Origin of the sequence: Flavobacterium sp. (genome assembly GCF_044376915.1) — a bacterium.
In the GTDB taxonomy this organism is placed as follows: domain Bacteria; phylum Bacteroidota; class Bacteroidia; order Flavobacteriales; family Flavobacteriaceae; genus Flavobacterium.
In genome coordinates, this window is the sequence record NZ_JBILKB010000040.1 from 1 (window position 1) to 18,606 (window position 18,606).

The 18,606-nt window shown below is 36.7% G+C and carries 17 protein-coding genes and 2 tRNA genes; 8 read left to right on the forward strand and 11 right to left on the reverse strand.

Features of this window, described 5'->3' with window-relative positions; genetic code table 11:
* Positions 1–160 precede the first annotated feature (160 nt).
* Complete coding sequence (locus tag ACIQ6Z_RS05755) at positions 161–403, reverse strand: hypothetical protein (protein WP_396209979.1); 243 nt, start codon at positions 401–403, stop codon at positions 161–163.
* A gap of 58 nt (positions 404–461) precedes the next feature.
* Here ACIQ6Z_RS05755 and ACIQ6Z_RS05760 point away from each other — a divergent pair, with 58 nt between their 5' ends.
* Positions 462–1,487: a T9SS type A sorting domain-containing protein gene (locus ACIQ6Z_RS05760; protein WP_396209980.1), complete on the forward strand. Its 1,026-nt coding sequence runs from the start codon at positions 462–464 to the stop codon at positions 1,485–1,487.
* 43 nt (positions 1,488–1,530) lie between these two features.
* On the opposite strand, the gene ACIQ6Z_RS05765 is transcribed toward ACIQ6Z_RS05760, so the two are convergent.
* The 6 genes from ACIQ6Z_RS05765 to ACIQ6Z_RS05790 form a co-directional block, all read right to left on the reverse strand.
* Complete coding sequence (locus tag ACIQ6Z_RS05765; protein WP_396209981.1) at positions 1,531–1,872, reverse strand: hypothetical protein; 342 nt, start codon at positions 1,870–1,872, stop codon at positions 1,531–1,533.
* 71 nt (positions 1,873–1,943) lie between these two features.
* Positions 1,944–2,273, reverse strand: a complete 330-nt coding sequence (locus ACIQ6Z_RS05770; protein WP_396209982.1) for a hypothetical protein — start codon at positions 2,271–2,273, stop codon at positions 1,944–1,946.
* 116 nt (positions 2,274–2,389) lie between these two features.
* Positions 2,390–2,463, reverse strand: a tRNA-Asn gene (locus ACIQ6Z_RS05775).
* A gap of 35 nt (positions 2,464–2,498) precedes the next feature.
* Positions 2,499–2,572, reverse strand: a tRNA-Asn gene (locus tag ACIQ6Z_RS05780).
* Between the two features lie 71 nt (positions 2,573–2,643).
* Positions 2,644–3,969, reverse strand: a complete 1,326-nt coding sequence (gene rseP, locus ACIQ6Z_RS05785) for an RIP metalloprotease RseP (RefSeq protein ID WP_396209983.1) — start codon at positions 3,967–3,969, stop codon at positions 2,644–2,646.
* Positions 3,970–4,039: 70 nt separating this feature from the next.
* Positions 4,040–5,968, reverse strand: a complete 1,929-nt coding sequence (locus ACIQ6Z_RS05790; protein ID WP_396209984.1) for a M1 family aminopeptidase — start codon at positions 5,966–5,968, stop codon at positions 4,040–4,042.
* Between the two features lie 232 nt (positions 5,969–6,200).
* On the opposite strand from ACIQ6Z_RS05790, the gene serS reads away from it, so the two are divergent.
* The 6 genes from serS to ACIQ6Z_RS05820 all read left to right on the forward strand — a co-directional run bounded on the left by serS (position 6,201) and on the right by ACIQ6Z_RS05820 (position 13,385).
* Positions 6,201–7,472: a serine--tRNA ligase gene (serS, locus tag ACIQ6Z_RS05795; RefSeq protein WP_396209985.1), complete on the forward strand. Its 1,272-nt coding sequence runs from the start codon at positions 6,201–6,203 to the stop codon at positions 7,470–7,472.
* Between the two features lie 74 nt (positions 7,473–7,546).
* On the forward strand, positions 7,547–9,322 hold the full coding sequence (locus tag ACIQ6Z_RS05800; RefSeq protein ID WP_396209986.1) for a tetratricopeptide repeat protein: 1,776 nt from the start codon (positions 7,547–7,549) through the stop codon (positions 9,320–9,322).
* Between the two features lie 67 nt (positions 9,323–9,389).
* On the forward strand, positions 9,390–9,716 hold the full coding sequence (locus tag ACIQ6Z_RS05805) for a DUF4286 family protein (RefSeq protein WP_396209987.1): 327 nt from the start codon (positions 9,390–9,392) through the stop codon (positions 9,714–9,716).
* Between the two features lies 1 nt (position 9,717).
* A complete protein-coding gene (rsmA, locus tag ACIQ6Z_RS05810) occupies positions 9,718–10,497 on the forward strand; it encodes a 16S rRNA (adenine(1518)-N(6)/adenine(1519)-N(6))-dimethyltransferase RsmA (RefSeq protein ID WP_396209988.1) in 780 nt (259 codons plus the stop codon).
* On the forward strand, positions 10,487–11,839 hold the full coding sequence (gene mgtE, locus ACIQ6Z_RS05815; RefSeq protein WP_396209989.1) for a magnesium transporter: 1,353 nt from the start codon (positions 10,487–10,489) through the stop codon (positions 11,837–11,839). The genes rsmA and mgtE overlap by 11 nt, the downstream gene beginning before the upstream one ends.
* Positions 11,840–12,008: 169 nt before the next feature.
* Positions 12,009–13,385 carry a PQQ-dependent sugar dehydrogenase gene (locus ACIQ6Z_RS05820; protein ID WP_396209990.1) on the forward strand — a complete coding sequence of 459 codons (1,377 nt, stop codon included), beginning with the start codon at positions 12,009–12,011 and terminating at the stop codon, positions 13,383–13,385.
* Between the two features lies 1 nt (position 13,386).
* Here the strand turns inward: ACIQ6Z_RS05820 and ACIQ6Z_RS05825 are convergent, their stop codons facing one another.
* The 3 genes from ACIQ6Z_RS05825 to ACIQ6Z_RS05835 all read right to left on the reverse strand — a co-directional run bounded on the left by ACIQ6Z_RS05825 (position 13,387) and on the right by ACIQ6Z_RS05835 (position 16,319).
* Positions 13,387–14,427 carry an aldo/keto reductase gene (locus ACIQ6Z_RS05825; protein ID WP_396209991.1) on the reverse strand — a complete coding sequence of 347 codons (1,041 nt, stop codon included), beginning with the start codon at positions 14,425–14,427 and terminating at the stop codon, positions 13,387–13,389.
* Between the two features lie 100 nt (positions 14,428–14,527).
* A complete protein-coding gene (locus tag ACIQ6Z_RS05830; protein ID WP_396209992.1) occupies positions 14,528–15,493 on the reverse strand; it encodes an OmpA family protein in 966 nt (321 codons plus the stop codon).
* Between the two features lie 64 nt (positions 15,494–15,557).
* The gene (locus ACIQ6Z_RS05835) at positions 15,558–16,319 is read right to left on the reverse strand and encodes an exodeoxyribonuclease III (RefSeq protein ID WP_396209993.1); all 762 of its coding nucleotides are present in this window, start codon (positions 16,317–16,319) and stop codon (positions 15,558–15,560) included.
* Positions 16,320–16,513: 194 nt separating this feature from the next.
* Between ACIQ6Z_RS05835 and ACIQ6Z_RS05840 the strand changes: the two genes are divergently transcribed.
* Complete coding sequence (locus ACIQ6Z_RS05840; RefSeq protein ID WP_396209994.1) at positions 16,514–18,307, forward strand: GNAT family N-acyltransferase; 1,794 nt, start codon at positions 16,514–16,516, stop codon at positions 18,305–18,307.
* Here the strand turns inward: ACIQ6Z_RS05840 and ACIQ6Z_RS05845 are convergent.
* Positions 18,308–18,606: M48 family metalloprotease (locus ACIQ6Z_RS05845; RefSeq protein WP_396209995.1), on the reverse strand; the 299-nt coding region annotated here is incomplete at its 5' end.

Below are 18,606 nucleotides of genomic sequence, written 5' to 3' on the forward strand. Positions count from 1 at the left end.
TAAAAGTCAACATTTTTTTTAGATTGAGCCGCGTTTTTATCCGCATCACTCATACAGGCGGTAATCGATAATCCAGCCAATAATAAGACTACAATTTTTTTCATATTTTTAATTTACTGATAAACAAATATATACAATAAATAATTATTTTAATAAAATATTATTTATCATTCAGCCCAATTCCAAATCCAAACATTGCAGCTACCAATCCAAGATGAATAATTAGAACGGCTTTTTGCCAATTAGGGCGGTCGTTCCATTTTTGTTCTGGATCAAATGGGTCAAATGCCATACCAATCCCGAGAGAAGCTGCAGCTTGCATATAATCTTTAGAAAAAAATGCTTGAAATAGTCCTAAAAGTAAAAATCCGATGTAAAGTAATTTGTTAAATGATTTATTCATAGTGATTTGATTTAAAAACAAAAATAAAAAAATTTAGTAAGTTTGTAAAAAACATCCCATGAAAAAATTTGCTATTTATATACTTCTATTTATTTTTAATATGGGATTTTCCCAAACTATCTTTCAAGATAATTTAAATAATTATACCGTTAACACGCAATTAAGCGGGCAAGGCACGTGGACCAATAATTCTTCCAATGGCGGAACAGGGGCTTGTACAGGCGCATTGTGCGTAAATGCAAAAGTACTCACGCCAGGTTTCAATTACCTCAATTATGGATCCTCAACTAAATCCTTACAATTACTATCGGATACCGATGGTTGTGGCACTTTGTTTACACCAGTAACGTCAGGAGATGTTTACGTAGGATTTATGATCAATGTGAGTAGTGCAGCGACCAATCCCAATGATTTTTTTAGAGTAAATAACGGCAGTTTCACAACAACAGCTTTTAGGATTTTCATCAAAACGGTATCAGGCAATACCTTTTCTATTGGAATTAGTAAGGGAGCTCCTGGAAATGCAACCGTCTATACCACAAATGTCTATTCCTTCAATCAAGATTATCTATTAATTTTAAAATATTCAAATTTAGCAGGTGCTGCCGATGATCAATTGAACTTGTATGTCAATCCGGTTATGGCCAATGGAGTTCCGACTACCCCAGATGCTACTACGAATTCAGGCACGGATCAATCGGGAAATCTTGATCGACTTGCCTTTCGACAAAATACCACTGTGGCAACCACCCCAACTGGTAGAGCTGGATTGGTTAGTGTGGCCCGTTCCTGGACCGGATTAATTTTTCCAACCATGGCGGCAACGGCTTTTTCCAAAGCCCATTTTACCCTCAATACCAAAGATGCAAAAAATGGTATCTTGCAAATTAATGCCTTAGAAACCATTGAAAAGGCTACCCTTTCTATCTATAATCTGGAAGGAAAATTGGTGGAAAACAAATCGATTACGTTACAAAACACCACCAATGAAATTGCCATACATCCTATTGCAAATGCGGGGGTGTATTTGGTGTCTATTTCAGCAAATGGCGGAAAATACAGTCAGAAAGTACTGGTAAACTAGTCTTGTAAATTGAGGCGATAAGCAAAGAATAAAAAATCCAATCCTATTGGATTAAACTTAACGAAATTATTTTTTTGTCATCCGATTCATTAAGTACAATATAAGGTTTAATCCCTGTAGATTTAATGTCGTTGCCTTTCATGGCAAAAGCTTCTTGCTTTTGGTCTGCAATAAAAATTTCTGTGTTAACTGGAAAGGAATACACTTTTACTTGACCCGAAGTTAGGTCGCTCACGCGTGTTTGAATTTTTCCATCGGGTTTATAGATAACAAGAGACAGATGATACAAGGCTTTAGAATCATTTGAGAAGCTAATTGTTATGTTATCCTGCCCATAAGTAATTGAGGCAAGTAGAACAAATATAAATGTCATCAGTTTTTTCATGGGTAGAGTAGTCATTTAATTGTTTTTCTTCCCTCATCAATCCGAAAAAGGCACTCTATTGAACTATAAAATCAATCATTGGATGTCTTTGTAACGAGCTCTCGTTTTCTTTTTTGGATCATTTTGTCGATTTGCAGAATGGTATCATTTTTCCAAGTTGCTGCTACTATAAAAAGGATCTCTTTGTTTTTCTTTTTGCCATTGGGGAAAAAATATACTTTTTGTCCCACGTCTAAACCAACACCGCTATTCGATTTAGGACTTAAATTAGGATTCATCACCCCTGGAATAACTAAGGGGATGGATGCAAAAGAACCATTATGGAAGGTCATAGGAATGTTTTGAGCATTTGTATTGGAATAAAACAAACTGACAACGAGGATTAAGAAAATTTTATGCATTTTGTATTGATGTGTGATTTTATCCAAAACTATAACTATAAATCCCGAAACAATTTCTTATTAACAAAGAATTAGTAATTAAAAAACCCGACACTTTCGTATCGGGTTTCATTCTGCTCCCCCTCTTGGGCTCGAACCAAGGACCCTCTGATTAACAGTCAGATGCTCTAACCAACTGAGCTAAGGAGGAATCACCTCAAAGGTTTATATTGTGCTAAAAAGTTGCTCCCCCTCTTGGGCTCGAACCAAGGACCCTCTGATTAACAGTCAGATGCTCTAACCAACTGAGCTAAGGAGGAAAATGTTTATCTTTTTAGCGAGTGCAAATATAAACTGATTTTTTATTACCGCAAATTATTTGCTGTAAAAATTACAAAAGTTTATCCATTATTAACTGGTAAATGTCTTTTCCAAAAGTCAAAGCCATCAAAGACAACAATAGTATCATTCCTGCGGTTTGTACATGACCCATTGCTTTGTCGGATAATTTTCTTCCGGTAATCATTTCAGCAATCGTAAATAAGGCATGCCCCCCATCTAAACCAGGAATTGGCAACAAGTTCATGAAGGCCAATCCAATCGAAAATAAGGCAGTGAAATTCCATATAAATTCCCAATCCCAAGTGTCGGGCAAACGGCGCGCAATCCCAATCGGACTTTGCACATGTTTGTACGCCTCGGTTTTCGGACGCAGGATTAATTTAAACTGTTTTACGTTGTATACCAATAAGGCCCATGATTCATTCACGGCAGCAGGAATGGCTTGTCCTAAGGTCAATTGATTGTTTACTTCATAGTCGAGCTTATCGATTGGTTTGTTGACAAATCCTAACTTTCCATCTGGACCTACTTTAGCTTTTAATTCAATTGTTTCAACACCTCTTACCACTGATAAAGAAATACTGTCATTTTTATGCTTCGAAATGGAATCTTTAAATTCATCATAAAACGTAAATCCATTGCCATTTATCGCTTTGATTTTGTCGCCTTTCTTTAGTCCGGCTTGATCGGCCAATGATTTGGGGACCACCGAATCAATAACCGTGTTAGAAAAACGGGGACCAACAAACTCTTTTCCTTCTTTGCTGATGATTTCGCCTTTCATTTCGTCGGTCAATATCACATCCTCTTGAAAACCCTTGCGTTCAACCGTTACTTTATCTCCTAATAGTACATCTAATGTCATTCGGTTGAAACTAGGCTGAAATTTGCCATCAACAGCTAAAATTTTGTCGCCATTTCTAAATCCTGCTTTCTGACCCACTTCGCCAAATGCCAATCCGTTTTCCTGGATTTTTTCGGTAGCAATAAATTTTTGTCCCACCGTTGCATAGAGTACCGTGAAAATAAACCAGGCTAAAATTATATTTACAATAATCCCTCCCAACATAATGATCAAACGTTGCCATGCTGGTTTTGATCGAAACTCCCAGGGTTGTGGTTCACCACTCATTTGCTCGGTGTCTAAACTTTCGTCAATCATGCCCGATAGTTTCACATAGCCGCCGATAGGCAACCATCCGATGCCCCATTCGGTATCCCCAATTTTCTTTTTTACCAAAGAAAACCCTGCATCCATAAACAAATAGAATTTTTCAACGCGTACTTTAAACATTTTGGCCGTAAGGTAATGTCCAAATTCGTGCAGAATTACTAAAACCGATAATATGAAAATTATTTGTGCTACTTGAATCATTTTTATGCTTTTAATTGAATCGCAAAAGTACGGTTTTCGCCTTACTTTTTACGTGTATTTTTATGGGGTCTTACTTTTTTATAAAATTTTTATGAATTACGCCTTCCGAAGTGCTAATTTTTAACCAATGCACCCCCGAGGCCAAATCAGCTATCGAAAAATCAACCGAGTTTTTTTCACCAACCCGTTGCCCTAAAGTATTGTATATCTCAACTTTCTGTAATTGGATCGAAGCAGGCATCATAATATGCAATTGATCGTTTGCAGGATTAGGATATACCGAAATAGTGGCTTCCCACGGAAAAGATTCGGTACCCAATGTAACCACATTGTTTTTGGAAATAATATGTTTATTAGGGTCAAAGGTAACACCCGTAACCACAAAAGGAACCGATACCATAAACTGTTGGTCGTTTGTGGTGTGATTAACAACTACATCTTGTGTTACTCCTCCTGCGCCAGACAATCGAATTTCTAAGGGCATCTCAAAATACGTTACACTAGGGTCCGATTGCGTTTGACTAACCGTAATTTTTGCTTGCCCCGCGCCCCAATTCTGTGCTGTTATGGTATACGTGGGATATCCTTGCATGTATATCCAATCGTTAAAAAATTCGTTCAAACTAGCTCCATGAACCGCTTCCAAATGGCTTTTCAAATCGGAAGTAATTGCATATCCAAAAGCCAAATTAGAATCGTTCAAATAATTCCGAAGGGCTTGAAAGAAATTGGCATCCCCCATTTTCCATCGCAACATATGAACCACCATTGAGCCTTTATTATAGGTAATACGCGAGCTAAAAATTCGACTTACATTCAATGCTTCAGTTTCTGTTAAATAAAGGGCCCCATTCGAGGCGGAAGTAATACTATTTATCTTCGTGGTTTTCCATGAAACAAAATTGCTCGCCCCATCTAAACTTTCTACTACCAATCCAGCCAAATACTCAGCAAAACCTTCGTTCAACCAAATGTCACGCCAAGTGCCACAGGTAATTTTATTCCCAAACCATTGGTGTGCTAATTCATGTGCAATCAAACTTCTACTCCAACCACCCATTGAAGACATAGTCGTGTGTTCCATACCACCACCCCAACTAAATTGAACATGTCCGTATTGCTCATTTCTGTACGGATAAAATCCAAATTTTTCTTCGAGAACGTTCATTACGGGAACGGTTTGATTGATGGCCGTTTGCACGGTTGTTGTATTTCCTTCGGGATACAAATAATTATTTACTGGGAAAAAAGGATTTTGTGCCGTACCAAGACCCGCTTGAATATTATACGTTACATAGTTTGTAACATTCAGCGAAATCAAATACGCCGGAATGGGATAATTGTGTCTGTAATGGCGTGTAGTATTTCCGCCAGAAGTAGTACTGCTTTGCAACAACCCATTGGACACCCCAATGTAAGCAGACGGACAGGTGATGTAGATGTCAAAACTGTCAATTTTATCGTTTAAATCCTGCTTACACGGCCACCAATCTCTAGCGCCAAATGGCTCAGAAAGTGTATAAATAACCGGTGTTCCCGCATGCGTACTTCGTGTGAAAGCAGCCTCGGCCTGAGGAGGTGACCCCGCATAGGTTATGGTAACCGTTGCCGTATTTCCAGTGGTTAATGGTGTTGGCAATGTAATGTTTAACTCATAATTGCTTTGGGAGAACGTCAAGTCCAAGTTGTTTAAGGTTACAGAACTCACATCCAGTTCCATTGCCATATCAAATGTAACAGTAGTCATATTGGATAAGGCTCTAAACGTTGTAGTTACTTGACCATTGATAAAAGGTGTCGTATTATCGGGATTTACTGTAAAGCGCAATTCATGGTAGGTTACATCATAATTTAAAGTATTCGGATTGACCCGAAGATTTTGAACCGATGAAGCCGATTTCATCTCTGCTGCTACCATACGATCAAAATCGGAACTATCTGATTGAGAAAATCCTAAAAACCCTAGTAAAAATAATACAACAAAACTTATTTTTTTCATCTTGATGACGGAATGTAAATTGTGGGGCATTATGTTGTTTCTGTTTTCAAAAAAAGCGAAACAACAACTTATTTTTTAATAATTTTGTAGCGAATATATTATAAAATATTGATTTTTTAAAAACTTTTCTCCTTGAAATTCACGGCTATACATTATCCCAGGTGGTTTTTGTTTTTTTAGCCATAATCTGAATCCAATTTCTTAAATTTGTACCATTAAAATCCAATAGACCATGTTACAAATAGCATACATTAGAGAAAACAAAGAAGAAGTAGTTCAAAAATTGGCAAAAAAAAATATAGATGCCAAAACTGCCATTGATCAAGTCATTGCTCTCGATGAAAAAAGAAGAGCAACTCAAGTAGAATTAGACACGATCAAATCTGAATCTAATAAGCTATCCAAAGACATTGGCGATTTGATGAAAAGCGGAGAAAAAGCAAAAGCCGAAATTTTGAAAGAAAAATCGGTGCAACTGCGCGAAAAAGACAAAGAATTGACAGAAGTATTGAATCGTTTTGCAAATCAATTACAAGACGAATTATACAAACTACCAAACCTCCCCACAGACATCGTGCCGGTTGGAAAAACGCCCGAAGAAAACCTCAACGTTTTTGAAGAAGGTGACATCCCAAAATTATTTGAAGGTGCCTTACCGCACTGGGAATTGGCAAAAAAATACGATTTAATTGATTTTGAATTAGGGGTAAAAATTACAGGTGCCGGTTTTCCGGTATACAAAGGAAAAGGAGCTAAATTACAACGCGCCTTAATTACTTATTTTTTAGATAAAAATACCGATGCCGGCTACTTAGAATACCAAGTGCCACATTTAGTGAATGAAGCCTCTGGTTTTGGAACCGGTCAATTGCCCGATAAAGAAGGGCAAATGTACCACGTGGGACTTGATGATTTGTATTTGATTCCTACCGCCGAAGTGCCTGTGACGAATATTTTTAGAGATGTCTTGTTAAACGAAAGCGATTTGCCAGTGCTTTGTACAGGCTACACGCCTTGTTTCCGTCGTGAAGCAGGTTCGTATGGCGCTCATGTGCGCGGATTGAATCGTTTGCACCAATTTGATAAAGTGGAAATCGTTCGCATTGAACACCCCGAAAAATCTTATGAAGCTTTAGACGGTATGGTGGAGCATGTGAAAGGCATTCTTCAAGAATTGAAATTACCTTATAGAATTCTACGTTTGTGTGGGGGTGATATGAGCTTTGCTTCTGCTTTGACCTATGATTTTGAAGTCTATTCTACAGCACAAGAACGTTGGTTAGAAATTAGTTCGGTTTCAAATTTTGAAACGTTTCAAGCCAACCGTTTGAAATTGCGATTCAAAGACAAAGAAGGGAAAAACCAATTGGCACACACCTTAAACGGAAGTTCGTTAGCATTACCAAGAGTATTGGCTGGAATTTTAGAAAACTATCAAACGCCTGAAGGGATCGTTGTTCCTGAAGTATTGCGAAAATACACAGGATTTGATATCATCAACTAAATCCTTATACAATAATTAAAATGTACTAATTTGATGCTTAAAAGTGTTACATTAGTACATTATTTGTTTATAAAATGAAGCAAAAAGTTTTTTTTATAGTTGTTTTCTTGTCCTCTTTTTGGGTTTCGGCGCAAAATGAGCAACTTGCCTTTAACTATATTGAGGCTGGAGAATATGAAAAAGCAATAACTGTTTTAGAAGAACTTTACACAAAAAATAAGCAAGTCTACGCTGATAAATTATTAGATTGCTATCAACAATTGCAACAGTATGACAAAGCATTAAAACTCATTAATGAATTAAAACTAAAATTCAACAATCCTACGCTTATAGTGGACGAAGGGTATGTATACCAATTGCAAAAAAAACAAGTAGAAGCAGATCGAAAATATGAAGAAGCGCTTAATGAAATTGACAAAAACGCAAATTATGCCTACACCATGGGAAGTGTTTTTGAACGAAAAGTATTGCTTGAATGGGCTTTAAAAGCTTATGAAAGAGGTCAGAAAATAAATGCTAATTTAAATTTTGATTACCAAACAGCCTTACTCCATGGGCAATTGGGAAATTTAGGCTTAATGCTGGAAAAGCTTCTCGATTATGGCTATAAAAACCAAGAAAACACGCCGCTTGTTCAAAACCAGTTAAGCCGTTTTTTAATGGACGATGCCGATGGCTCCTTTGCCAAAGAAATAAAAAAAGGCTTATTGCTTAAAACGCAACAATCGCAAGACACGTATTGGAACCAATTTTTGAGTTGGTATTTTGTACAACACAAAGAATATGGCAAAGCATTTGTCCAAGAAAAAGCAGTATACAAGCGCAATCCCGATAGTTTTTATAACATCGTAACCCTTGCCCGAATGGCAATGGAAGAAAAACAGCATGAAGATGCAAAAACCATACTCACATTTGTACTTGAAAACACACAAGATCAAGATTTACAAATACAAGCCCATCACTTTTTACTGTCTATGGCTATAGAAGCGGCGGCAGCAAACGAATATGTAGCCCTCGATCTGAAGGCACAAGAATTGTTGAAAAAATTTGGCATTACACCCTATTCATTGGAGTTACAATTACTAACGGCGCACTTTGAAGCTTTCTATTTGAAACAACCAGAACGCGCCATCGCCATACTAAAGAATGCGCTTTTGTTGCCGCTAAATGTGAGAGAACAATCTAAAATAAAAATGGAATTAGGCGACATTATGATGTATGATGAAAAATTCAATCAAGCGATTTTGAATTATGCGCAAGTCGAAGAAAATTTAAAAAATGATGTATTGGCTCACGAAGCCAGTCTGAAATTAGCAAAAGCCAATTTCTATAAAAAAGATTTTGAATGGACCTTACAACAAGTAAAAAACCTCAAGCAGTCGCCCAGCTTATTAATTGCCAATGATGCTGTAGAATTGTTTTTGCTTATCCAAGATAATTCGGCAGAAGATAGTTTGCGTGTGGCTTTGCAAGCATATGCCAAAGCTGATTTCCAATTGTACCAAAAGAAAAATGAAGAAGCCTTACAGTCCTTTTTAACGATTTTAGAAAAACACAAAGGCGAAAGTATTGAAGAAAGTACTTTGTTTAAAATTGCTAGACTCTTCGAAGATAAAAAAGAGTATGCTACTGCATTGCGCTATTATCAAATCCTCTTGGACCAACATAAAGAAGGGATTTATATCGATGAAGCTTTGTTTTTTTCGGCAGAGGTTTACCGCAAATACCTACTGGACAACGAAAAAGCAAAACTATTGTATGAAAAAATGGTTTTGGAACATCCCGATAGTTTATACTACACCGAAAGCAGAAAACACTACCGAGCATTGCGAGGCGATACTTCGATTTAAAGCATAGAAACAATAGAAAAGCTATTTTAGTATAACAACTAAAAAGTTAAACAATTAAATAGAAATAATGATTATTTATAACGTAACAATAAACGTAGACGAAAGCATTCATCTTGATTGGTTGAAATGGATGCAAAACAAACACATAAATGAAGTTTTGGCTACGGGATTATTTACCCAAGCAAAACTTGTAAAAGTGTTAGTAGAAGAAGAAATGGGAGGAACTACTTATGCCGTACAATATTTTACCGATTCGAAATCGAAATTGGACGATTATTACCACAATCATGCCCCAAGATTACGGCAAGAGGGCTTGCAATTATTTGGCGATAAAATGCAAGCGTTTAGAACAGAGTTGGAAGTAATGGAAGAATTCTACAAAAAGGAAAATTAGAATGGAAAAAGTAAGCGCAAAAAAACACTTAGGACAGCATTTCTTGAAAGACGAAAGTATCGCTAAGGATATCGCAGATACACTTTCACTTGAAGGCTATTCAAAAATTTTAGAAATTGGTCCGGGAATGGGTGTTTTAACCAAATATTTATTGGACAAGCCTACGGAAACCTTTGTCATTGAAATCGACAAAGAATCGGTAGAATACTTAGGTGTTCACTTTTCAAAATTAGACAATCATATTATCGCCAAAGATTTTTTAAAATATGATTTAAATGAAGTATTCAACAAGGAACCCTTTGCGATAATTGGTAATTTTCCTTACAATATATCGACCCAAATTGTATTTAAAACACTAGAAATGCGCGACCAAATTCCAGAATTTGCAGGCATGTTCCAAAAGGAAGTAGCCGAACGAATTTGTGAGAAAAAAGGGAGCAAAGTCTATGGCATTTTATCGGTTCTTACGCAAGCTTTTTATGAAGCTGAATATTTATTTACCGTTCCGCCTAGTGTCTTTATTCCGCCGCCAAAGGTTGATTCGGGTGTGTTGCGCTTAAGAAGAAAAGCAAATTATTCGCTGCCCTGTGATGAAAAATTATTTTTTAGAGTGGTAAAAACGGCCTTTCAACAACGAAGAAAAACACTGCGTAATAGTTTAAAATCATTCAATTTTTCTGATAATTTAAAAGAAGATAGTATCTTTGACCTCCGTCCAGAGCAATTAACTGTGGATCAATTTATCAGTATTACTCAAAAAATAGCAGCCGATGGAGTTTAAAATCAGCAGAGAGTTTCTAACTGAAATAGAACAACTTATTAGTGAAAACAAGGCGCAAGAGCTTCTTTTGCTCCTTGATGATATTCACTTTGCTGATATTGCCGAAATCATGGAAGCACTCGATGATTATGGTGCGGCTTATATTTTTAACACCTTAGATTCGGAAAAAACGGCCGAAATCTTATTGGAATTAGATGATGAAGTTCGGGAAAAAATCCTTCATAACTTATCGCCTAAAGAAATTGCTGAAGAGTTAGACGAACTTAGCACAGATGATGCGGCAGACATCATCGCCGAATTACCCCAACACAAAAAAGAACAGGTAATTTCTGAACTTGAAGACGTTGAACATGCCAAAGACATTGTAGATTTATTACGCTATGATGAAGATACGGCGGGTGGTTTGATGGGAAAAGAGTTGGTAAAAGTAAATGAAAACTGGAACGTACTCACCTGCGTCAAAGAAATGCGATTGCAAGCCGAAAATGTATCCCGAGTACATTCAATCTATGTAATTGATGACGAAGAACGATTAAAAGGACGTTTATCTTTAAAAGATCTATTGACAACCTCAACCAAAACCCCTATTAGCGAAGTATACATCAAAAAAGTAGACTACGTAAAAGTAGATACTAAAGACATAGAAGTCGCCCGAATCATGCAAAAATATGACTTGGAGGCTATTCCTGTAATAGATGAGTTGGGCCGCTTGGTAGGTCGCATTACCATTGATGATATTATTGATGTAATCAAAGAAGAAGCCGACAAAGATTACCAGTTAGCAGCGGGTATCTCCCAAGATGTAGAAGCAGATGATAGTGTTTTGGAACTCACAAAAGCGCGTTTACCCTGGCTAGTATTAGCATTATTTGGAGGATTTATTTCGGTACACGTCTTGGGTATTTTTGAACCCATAATGAATTTACACCCAGAATTATTTTTCTTTACGCCACTTATTGCGGCGATGGCTGGAAATGTAGGGGTGCAATCTTCTGCGATTATTGTACAAGGTTTGGCCAATAACACCATAATCGGACCTATTGTTGAACGCTTGCTAAAAGAACTTTCGTTAAGTTTGTTGAATGGAGTCATCCTTTCCATAATCTTATTGGCTGGAAGTTATTTCCTTTTGGGTTATGAAATTCACGTAGGATATACTGTTTCTATAGCCTTACTTACCGTAATTATTATCGCATCATTAATTGGCACTTTTATTCCTATCATATTAAATAAATATGGCGTCGACCCCGCATTAGCAACAGGCCCATTTATCACAACCAGCAATGATATTATAGGAATTTTAACTTATTTTACTATTGCTAAAATAATATTAGGTATTTAATCCACACGTCCATATTTTTTCGAAAATCAATTATACGATTCTAACATTCCATATATAGTGTAATATAAAAGTTATAAATGGATTGGGATTCGTCTTTTTTTACCGCAATCAACTGACTATAAGTGTGTTTTAAAAAAATTAATTACATTTATAAACAAAATGCAACCTTATGAAAAAAAAGCTACTTTTTATTGTATTAATATTTACAGTATTTGGATATTCTCAAACCATTTCTTTACAATCATTTGGAACCGGTTTTGTTAGTCCAGTTGAAATTACAAATGCCGGGGATTCTAGATTATTCGTCGTACAAAAAGGCGGTTTAATTCGAATTTTAAATGCAGACGGTACGGTTAATTCTACACCATTTTTAAATTTGTCGTCTTTGGTTTCTACCAATAGTGAACGCGGATTATTGGGATTGGCTTTTCATCCAAACTATGCAACTAACGGTTATTTTTTTGTGAATTATACCAATTTAGCAGGAAATACTGTTATTGCAAGATATACTGTAAATCCAGCTAATCCTAATATTGCCAACCCCACCGAAACTATACTCATGACGATCACGCAGCCGTTCTCTAACCATAATGGTGGTACCATAAAATTTGGTCGTGATGGGTTCTTGTATATTGGAATGGGTGATGGAGGAAGTGGAGGTGATCCTGGGAATCGAGCGCAAAATATCAATGAAAATTTAGGTAAAATGTTGCGAATTGATGTCAATGTTTCTATAGCTCCTTTTTATGCAAGTCCCAGTTCAAATCCCTATGTAGGCGTGGCCGGAAATGATGAAATTTGGGCCGTAGGATTAAGAAATCCATGGAAATTTTCATTCAATAGACTAAACGGTGATTTGTGGATTGCTGATGTTGGACAAGACGCCATTGAAGAAATAAATAAAGTAGTAAGTCCTTTATCCAATACCGGAATTAATTTTGGCTGGAGGTGTTACGAAGGAAATTCTACTTATAATACCTCCGGATGTGCTCCTGCCGGCACTATGCGTTTCCCTTTTGTTCAATATGCGCGTTTTGGAGGAGCTTGCTCAGTAACCGGCGGCTATCATTACTCGGGTTCTGTCTATCCGAATTTTCAAAACAAATATTTTTTCACCGATTATTGTGACAACAAAATTAGAATGGTAGATAATACTGGGGTGATTACAACGACTGCTTCATTTTCGGGAAACAATTTTGTGACGTTTGGCGAAGATGTAAATGGGGAATTATATATTGCAGGGATTACTTCGGGAACCATTTATAAAATAATTGATTCCTCTTTAAATGAATCAGATTTTAAAAATAATGGGTTTTCTATTTATCCTAATCCAGCTAAAGGTTTCTTCATTGTTAAAAGTGCTGAAACTAATTTAGCAACCAAAATAGCACTATTTGACATAACCGGAAAGTTGCTTTTTTCAAGAAAATTAACGCCAAACATAGAAAATGTATTGGACACAAATTCGCTGTCTAAAGGGACTTACTTCGTTTCGGTAGAAACCACAAACGGAACAAATTATGACACAAGGATAATTGTTGAATAAATTAAGGCGCCGGATTAGGTAATAATTCCTGAATTTTCTCAATTTCAGCTACTAGTTCATCCGATAAAACAGTTTCAAACGCACGAATGTTTTCTTGCAATTGCTCCATGCTTGTAGCGCCAATAATTGTTGACGTTACAAATTGTTGGCGATGTACAAAAGCTATAGCCATTTGTGTTAAAGTCAAACCATTTGCTTCGGCTAATGCTTTATATAAGGTTGTAGCTTTAAAACAATTTTCATTGGTATACCGTGTGAAATTTCGAAACAAATCCAATCGGGAATTTTCTATAATACCCCCTAAATGTTTCCCTGTTAGATACCCAAATCCCAATGGAGAATAAGCCAACAAGCCAACCTTCTCTCGCATGCCAATTTCCGACAATCCTACTTCATACAAACGATTCAATAACGAAAAAGGATTTTGAATGGTGGCAATTCTAGGCAATCCGTGCTTTTCACTTTCCATTAAAAATTTCATAACACCCCACGGATTCTCATTAGAAACTCCAATGTGCTTGATTTTTCCTTCTCTAATTAATCCGTCAAAGACCGTCAATACCTCAAAGATATTGTCTTGCCATTTGGGATCCAATTCCTGAACGCCTCGCTTTTGAAACATGTTCATTACGCGTTCGGGCCAATGCATTTGATACAAATCGATATAATCGGTCTGTAAGTTTTTTAAGCTCAATTCCACCGCCTCGTGCAGGCTTTTTCTTGAAAAATCTAATGGCTGACGTATATATTCCATGCCGCGATTGGGTCCCGCAATTTTAGTAGCAAGCACTAATTTCTCTCGCTCCGATGGGCCAATTTTTTGAATCCAAGTACCCATGAACCGCTCGGTACTCCCAAAAATTTGTGCATTGCCTCCTATGGGATACATTTCGGCGGTATCCATAAAATTAATGCCGTTTTCAATCGCAAAATCAAGTTGCGAATGGGCTTCACTTTCGGTATTTTGATTGCCAAAAGTCATGGTTCCTAAACAGATTTTACTGACTTTTAGTTCGGTATTGGGTAGCGTTGTATAGTTCATTTCAGGATTTGAATAGTAATGTTCAAAGTTACAAAGTTTCCTCCAAAAAAAAGGCTTGAATATTGAACTCAAGCCTTTTTTATGCAACTTTTATGAAATGTTATAGTGCATTCAACATTTTAGAAATCTCATCCAATTTAGGAGTTAAGATGATTTCGATACGTCTATTTTTTGCTTTTCCATCAGCCGTTTCATTGGATAATAAAGGCGCATACTCTCCACGACCTGCAGCCGTTAAATTTTCTTTCTTTACTTTAGCATTTGCTGAGAGAATTGTAACGATAGCCGTAGCACGTTTGGTTGATAAATCCCAGTTGTTTTCAACACCACCGCCAATTGTTCCGGTGATCTTGTCGTTATCGGTATGGCCTTCAATTAATACTGAAATGTCTGGATTATCGCCCAATACTTTCCCTACTAAATCTACTGCCTTTTTTCCTTCGGCACCTACGGTCCAACTGCCCGATTCAAACAACAATTTGTTTTCCATAGACACATACACTTTGCCGTCTTTTTCAGTAACAGTTAGGCCTTTCCCTTCAAAAGCTTTCAACGATTTGGTTAGCGTTTCTTTTAGTTTTTTCATGGCTGCATCTTTATCAGCAATCATTTTTTCTAATTCGGCTAAACGCGTGGAAGAAGCCTCTAAATCTTTTTTCAGTTTCGTCAAACGATCTTGTTCGGCAGTTAACGCTTTTTGTTTTGCCTCTAATTCCGCCAATAACTGACGGTTTTTATTGATATTGGCTTCTAAAGCTTCATTGCTGTCTTTTTCTAAAGCCGCATATGAGGCTTTTAAATTATCTAAACTTTTCTTAGTTGCCGCATAATCGGAAGCCAATTGGTCGCGCTCTGATTTTGTTTTGTCTAATTCGGTTTGCAAGTTGGCTTTGTCTAACTCCAATTGGTTTTTACTGGTTTTTAGCGCCCCGTTTTCATCCGATAAAGCATTATGTTCTTTCTTTAAATCGGCATATTTATTTTCTAAATCTTGATAGATTTTTTTTGAAACACAAGAGGTAGTTAAACTTAATACTACACAGGCAAGGGCAATTTTTCTTATCATGTTATATTCTTTTTTAATGAATGAACTATTTTAGTGTTAGGGTAAATGTACTTATTATCCACTGCTATTTGATTTCTACAAAAACCGGACAATGATCGGAATGTTTGGCTTCGGGTAAAATTAATGCCCGTTGAATTTTATCTTTCAAGGGCTGCGCCGCCAAGCAATAATCAATACGCCATCCTTTGTTGTTGTTTCGAGCGTTGGCCCTATAACTCCACCAACTGTACTGGTGTGGCTCTTTGTTTAAATGGCGAAAGGTATCTACAAAACCACTTTTTAAGAAGCCATCGAGCCAAGCGCGTTCTTCGGGTAAAAAGCCCGAAAATTTTGCATTGCGTATCGGATCATGAATATCGATTGCCTCGTGACAAATGTTGTAATCGCCACAAATAACCAAATTCGGAATTTCTTTGGTAAGCGCAGTAATATACTTTTGAAAATCATCCATGTACATAAACTTATGTTCCAGTCTATCAATATTCGTACCAGAAGGCAAATACAAACTCATGACTGAAAGATCTTCAAAATCGAGGCGCAAATTGCGGCCTTCAAAATCCATGTGGGGAATACCGGTACCAAAAACAACATTTATTGGCGCTACTTTTGATAAAATTGCTACACCACTGTATCCTTTTTTTTCTGCCGGAAAATAATACTGATAGGGATATCCTGCCGCCTCAATCTCAATTTTAGGAATTTGATCTTCAGTTGCCTTGATTTCTTGCAAACAAATAACGTCTGGATTGGCGTGTTGCAACCATTCTAAAAAACCTTTAGTGATGGCAGCCCGTATTCCATTGACGTTATAAGAAATGATTTTCATGTACTTAAATAGCTTTCGACCAAAAGTAATAAAAAGGTTTCTAATAATAAAGATTAGCGGCAACGATTTTTTAAAAGAAAATTTGCGTTTTGGTTAAAAAAATATCACAAATTTATGAATATAAATAAAATTTCTATAGAGGATCTATTCGATAGAATTGTTATCTTTGTTTCTTGCCAAAAAAACAAAATTAAATGGGGTTAGTTACTGCTAAAGAAGTTGCCAAAGCGATTAACGCTGATAAATATGGAATTTTCGGAACCTTCACGGGCTGGGTATTAATGAAAGTGCTTAAAATATCGGCGCTCAATAAATTATACGACCGAAACAAACATTTGAACGATGTTGACTTCTTAAACGCCATTCTAGATGATTTACAAATTAAGTTTGAAATCCCAGAAGAAGATTTAAAACGATTGCCCAAAGAGGGCGCATATATCACCATTTCAAACCACCCGTTGGGAGGAGTTGATGGGATTTTGTTGTTAAAATTAATGCTAGAACGCGAACCCAATTTTAAAATTATTGCCAATTTTTTACTACACCGCATCGCACCTTTGAAGCCCTTTATCATGCCGGTAAATCCGTTTGAAAACCATAAGGACGTTAAATCAAGTGTTGTAGGAATCAAAGAAACATTACGTCATTTAAGTGATGGCAAACCCTTAGGTATTTTTCCAGCTGGTGAAGTATCCACCTACAAAGACGGTAAATTAGTTGTGGATAAGCCTTGGGAAGAAGGAGCTCTGAAAGTGATTCGTAAAGCCCAAGTGCCGGTTGTTCCCATTTATTTTCATGCAAAAAATAGCAATTTGTTTTATTTCTTATCGAAAATAAACGACACGCTTCGAACGGCCAAATTGCCTAGTGAATTGCACACCCAAAAAGACAGAGTCATCAAAGTACGCATTGGAAAAGCCATCTCAATTGCCGAACAAAATGAATACCAAGACTTGGAAGCTTATGGCGAGTTTTTAAGAAAAAAAACCTATATGCTTTCCAATGCATTTGAAACGGAAGATTCCAAAATTCATTTGCCCAAATTATCTTCGTCCAAACCGCCCAAACAAATTGTAAAGCCGGCGAATCATGGAGAAATAATAGAAGAAATAAATACACTAAAAGAAGGCGATTTTAGACTGTTACAGTCAAAAAATTATCAAGTTTTTTTAACCACAGCGGAAAAAATTCCAAACATATTACACGAGATTGGACGTCTGCGCGAAATTACATTTAGAGAAGTCGGCGAAGGGACCAATGAAGCCATTGACTTAGACAAATACGACCAATACTATCACCACATGTTTTTGTGGGACGACGATGCCCAAATGATTGCAGGTGCTTACCGAATGGGATTGGGATATGGTATTTACAAAAAACACGGCATAGAAGGTTTTTACTTGCACGAGTTGTTCCGTTTTGAACCCGAATTGCATGGCATGATGAGCCAATCCATTGAAATGGGAAGAGCCTTTATCATTTCAGAATACCAACAAAAACCGATGCCGCTCTTTTTGTTATGGAAAGGAATTGTACACACCACCTTGCGTTATCCAGAGCACAAATATTTAATTGGAGGAGTAAGTATTAGCAATCAATTTTCTGATTTTTCAAAATCGTTGATGATTGAATTCATGAAATCGCATTACTACGATCCGTATGTGGCGCAATATGTGCATCCTAAAAAAGAATATAAGGTAAAGCTAAAAGATGCCGATAAAGATTTTGTCTTCAACGAAACAGAAGCCGATTTGAATAAGTTTGATAAAATTATCGACGAAGTAGAACCGGGCAGTCTTCGCTTACCGGTATTGATTAAAAAATACATCAAACAAAATGCAAGAGTAGTGGCCTTTAACGTGGATCCTTTGTTTAACAACTCGGTAGACGGATTGATGTATATAAAAATTGCCGATCTTCCGGAAAGTACTGTTAAACCAGTAATGGAAGAGTTTCAAGCAGAATTAGAGAAAAAAGATAAAGGCTAATTAATTAGCCTTTATCTTTTGTTTGAAATTTCCAAATGCTTTTTTGGAAAGAATCAATTTGGATTCAATTTTTTTCCCTTTTAAATAATTGAGCATGTATTTTGCACGGTCTTCCGATTCTGGATGTGTAGTAAGGAGGTACGTATATTTATGCATCTCATTGTCTAAAGACAATTCATACATAAAATCAGCAAAAGGTCGGGGATCAATTTTAGCCTTTAGTAAATATTGAACACTAACCATATCGGCTTCTCGTTCCAAACGACGATCATAAGCCGAAGATGTAAGTGTATTAACCA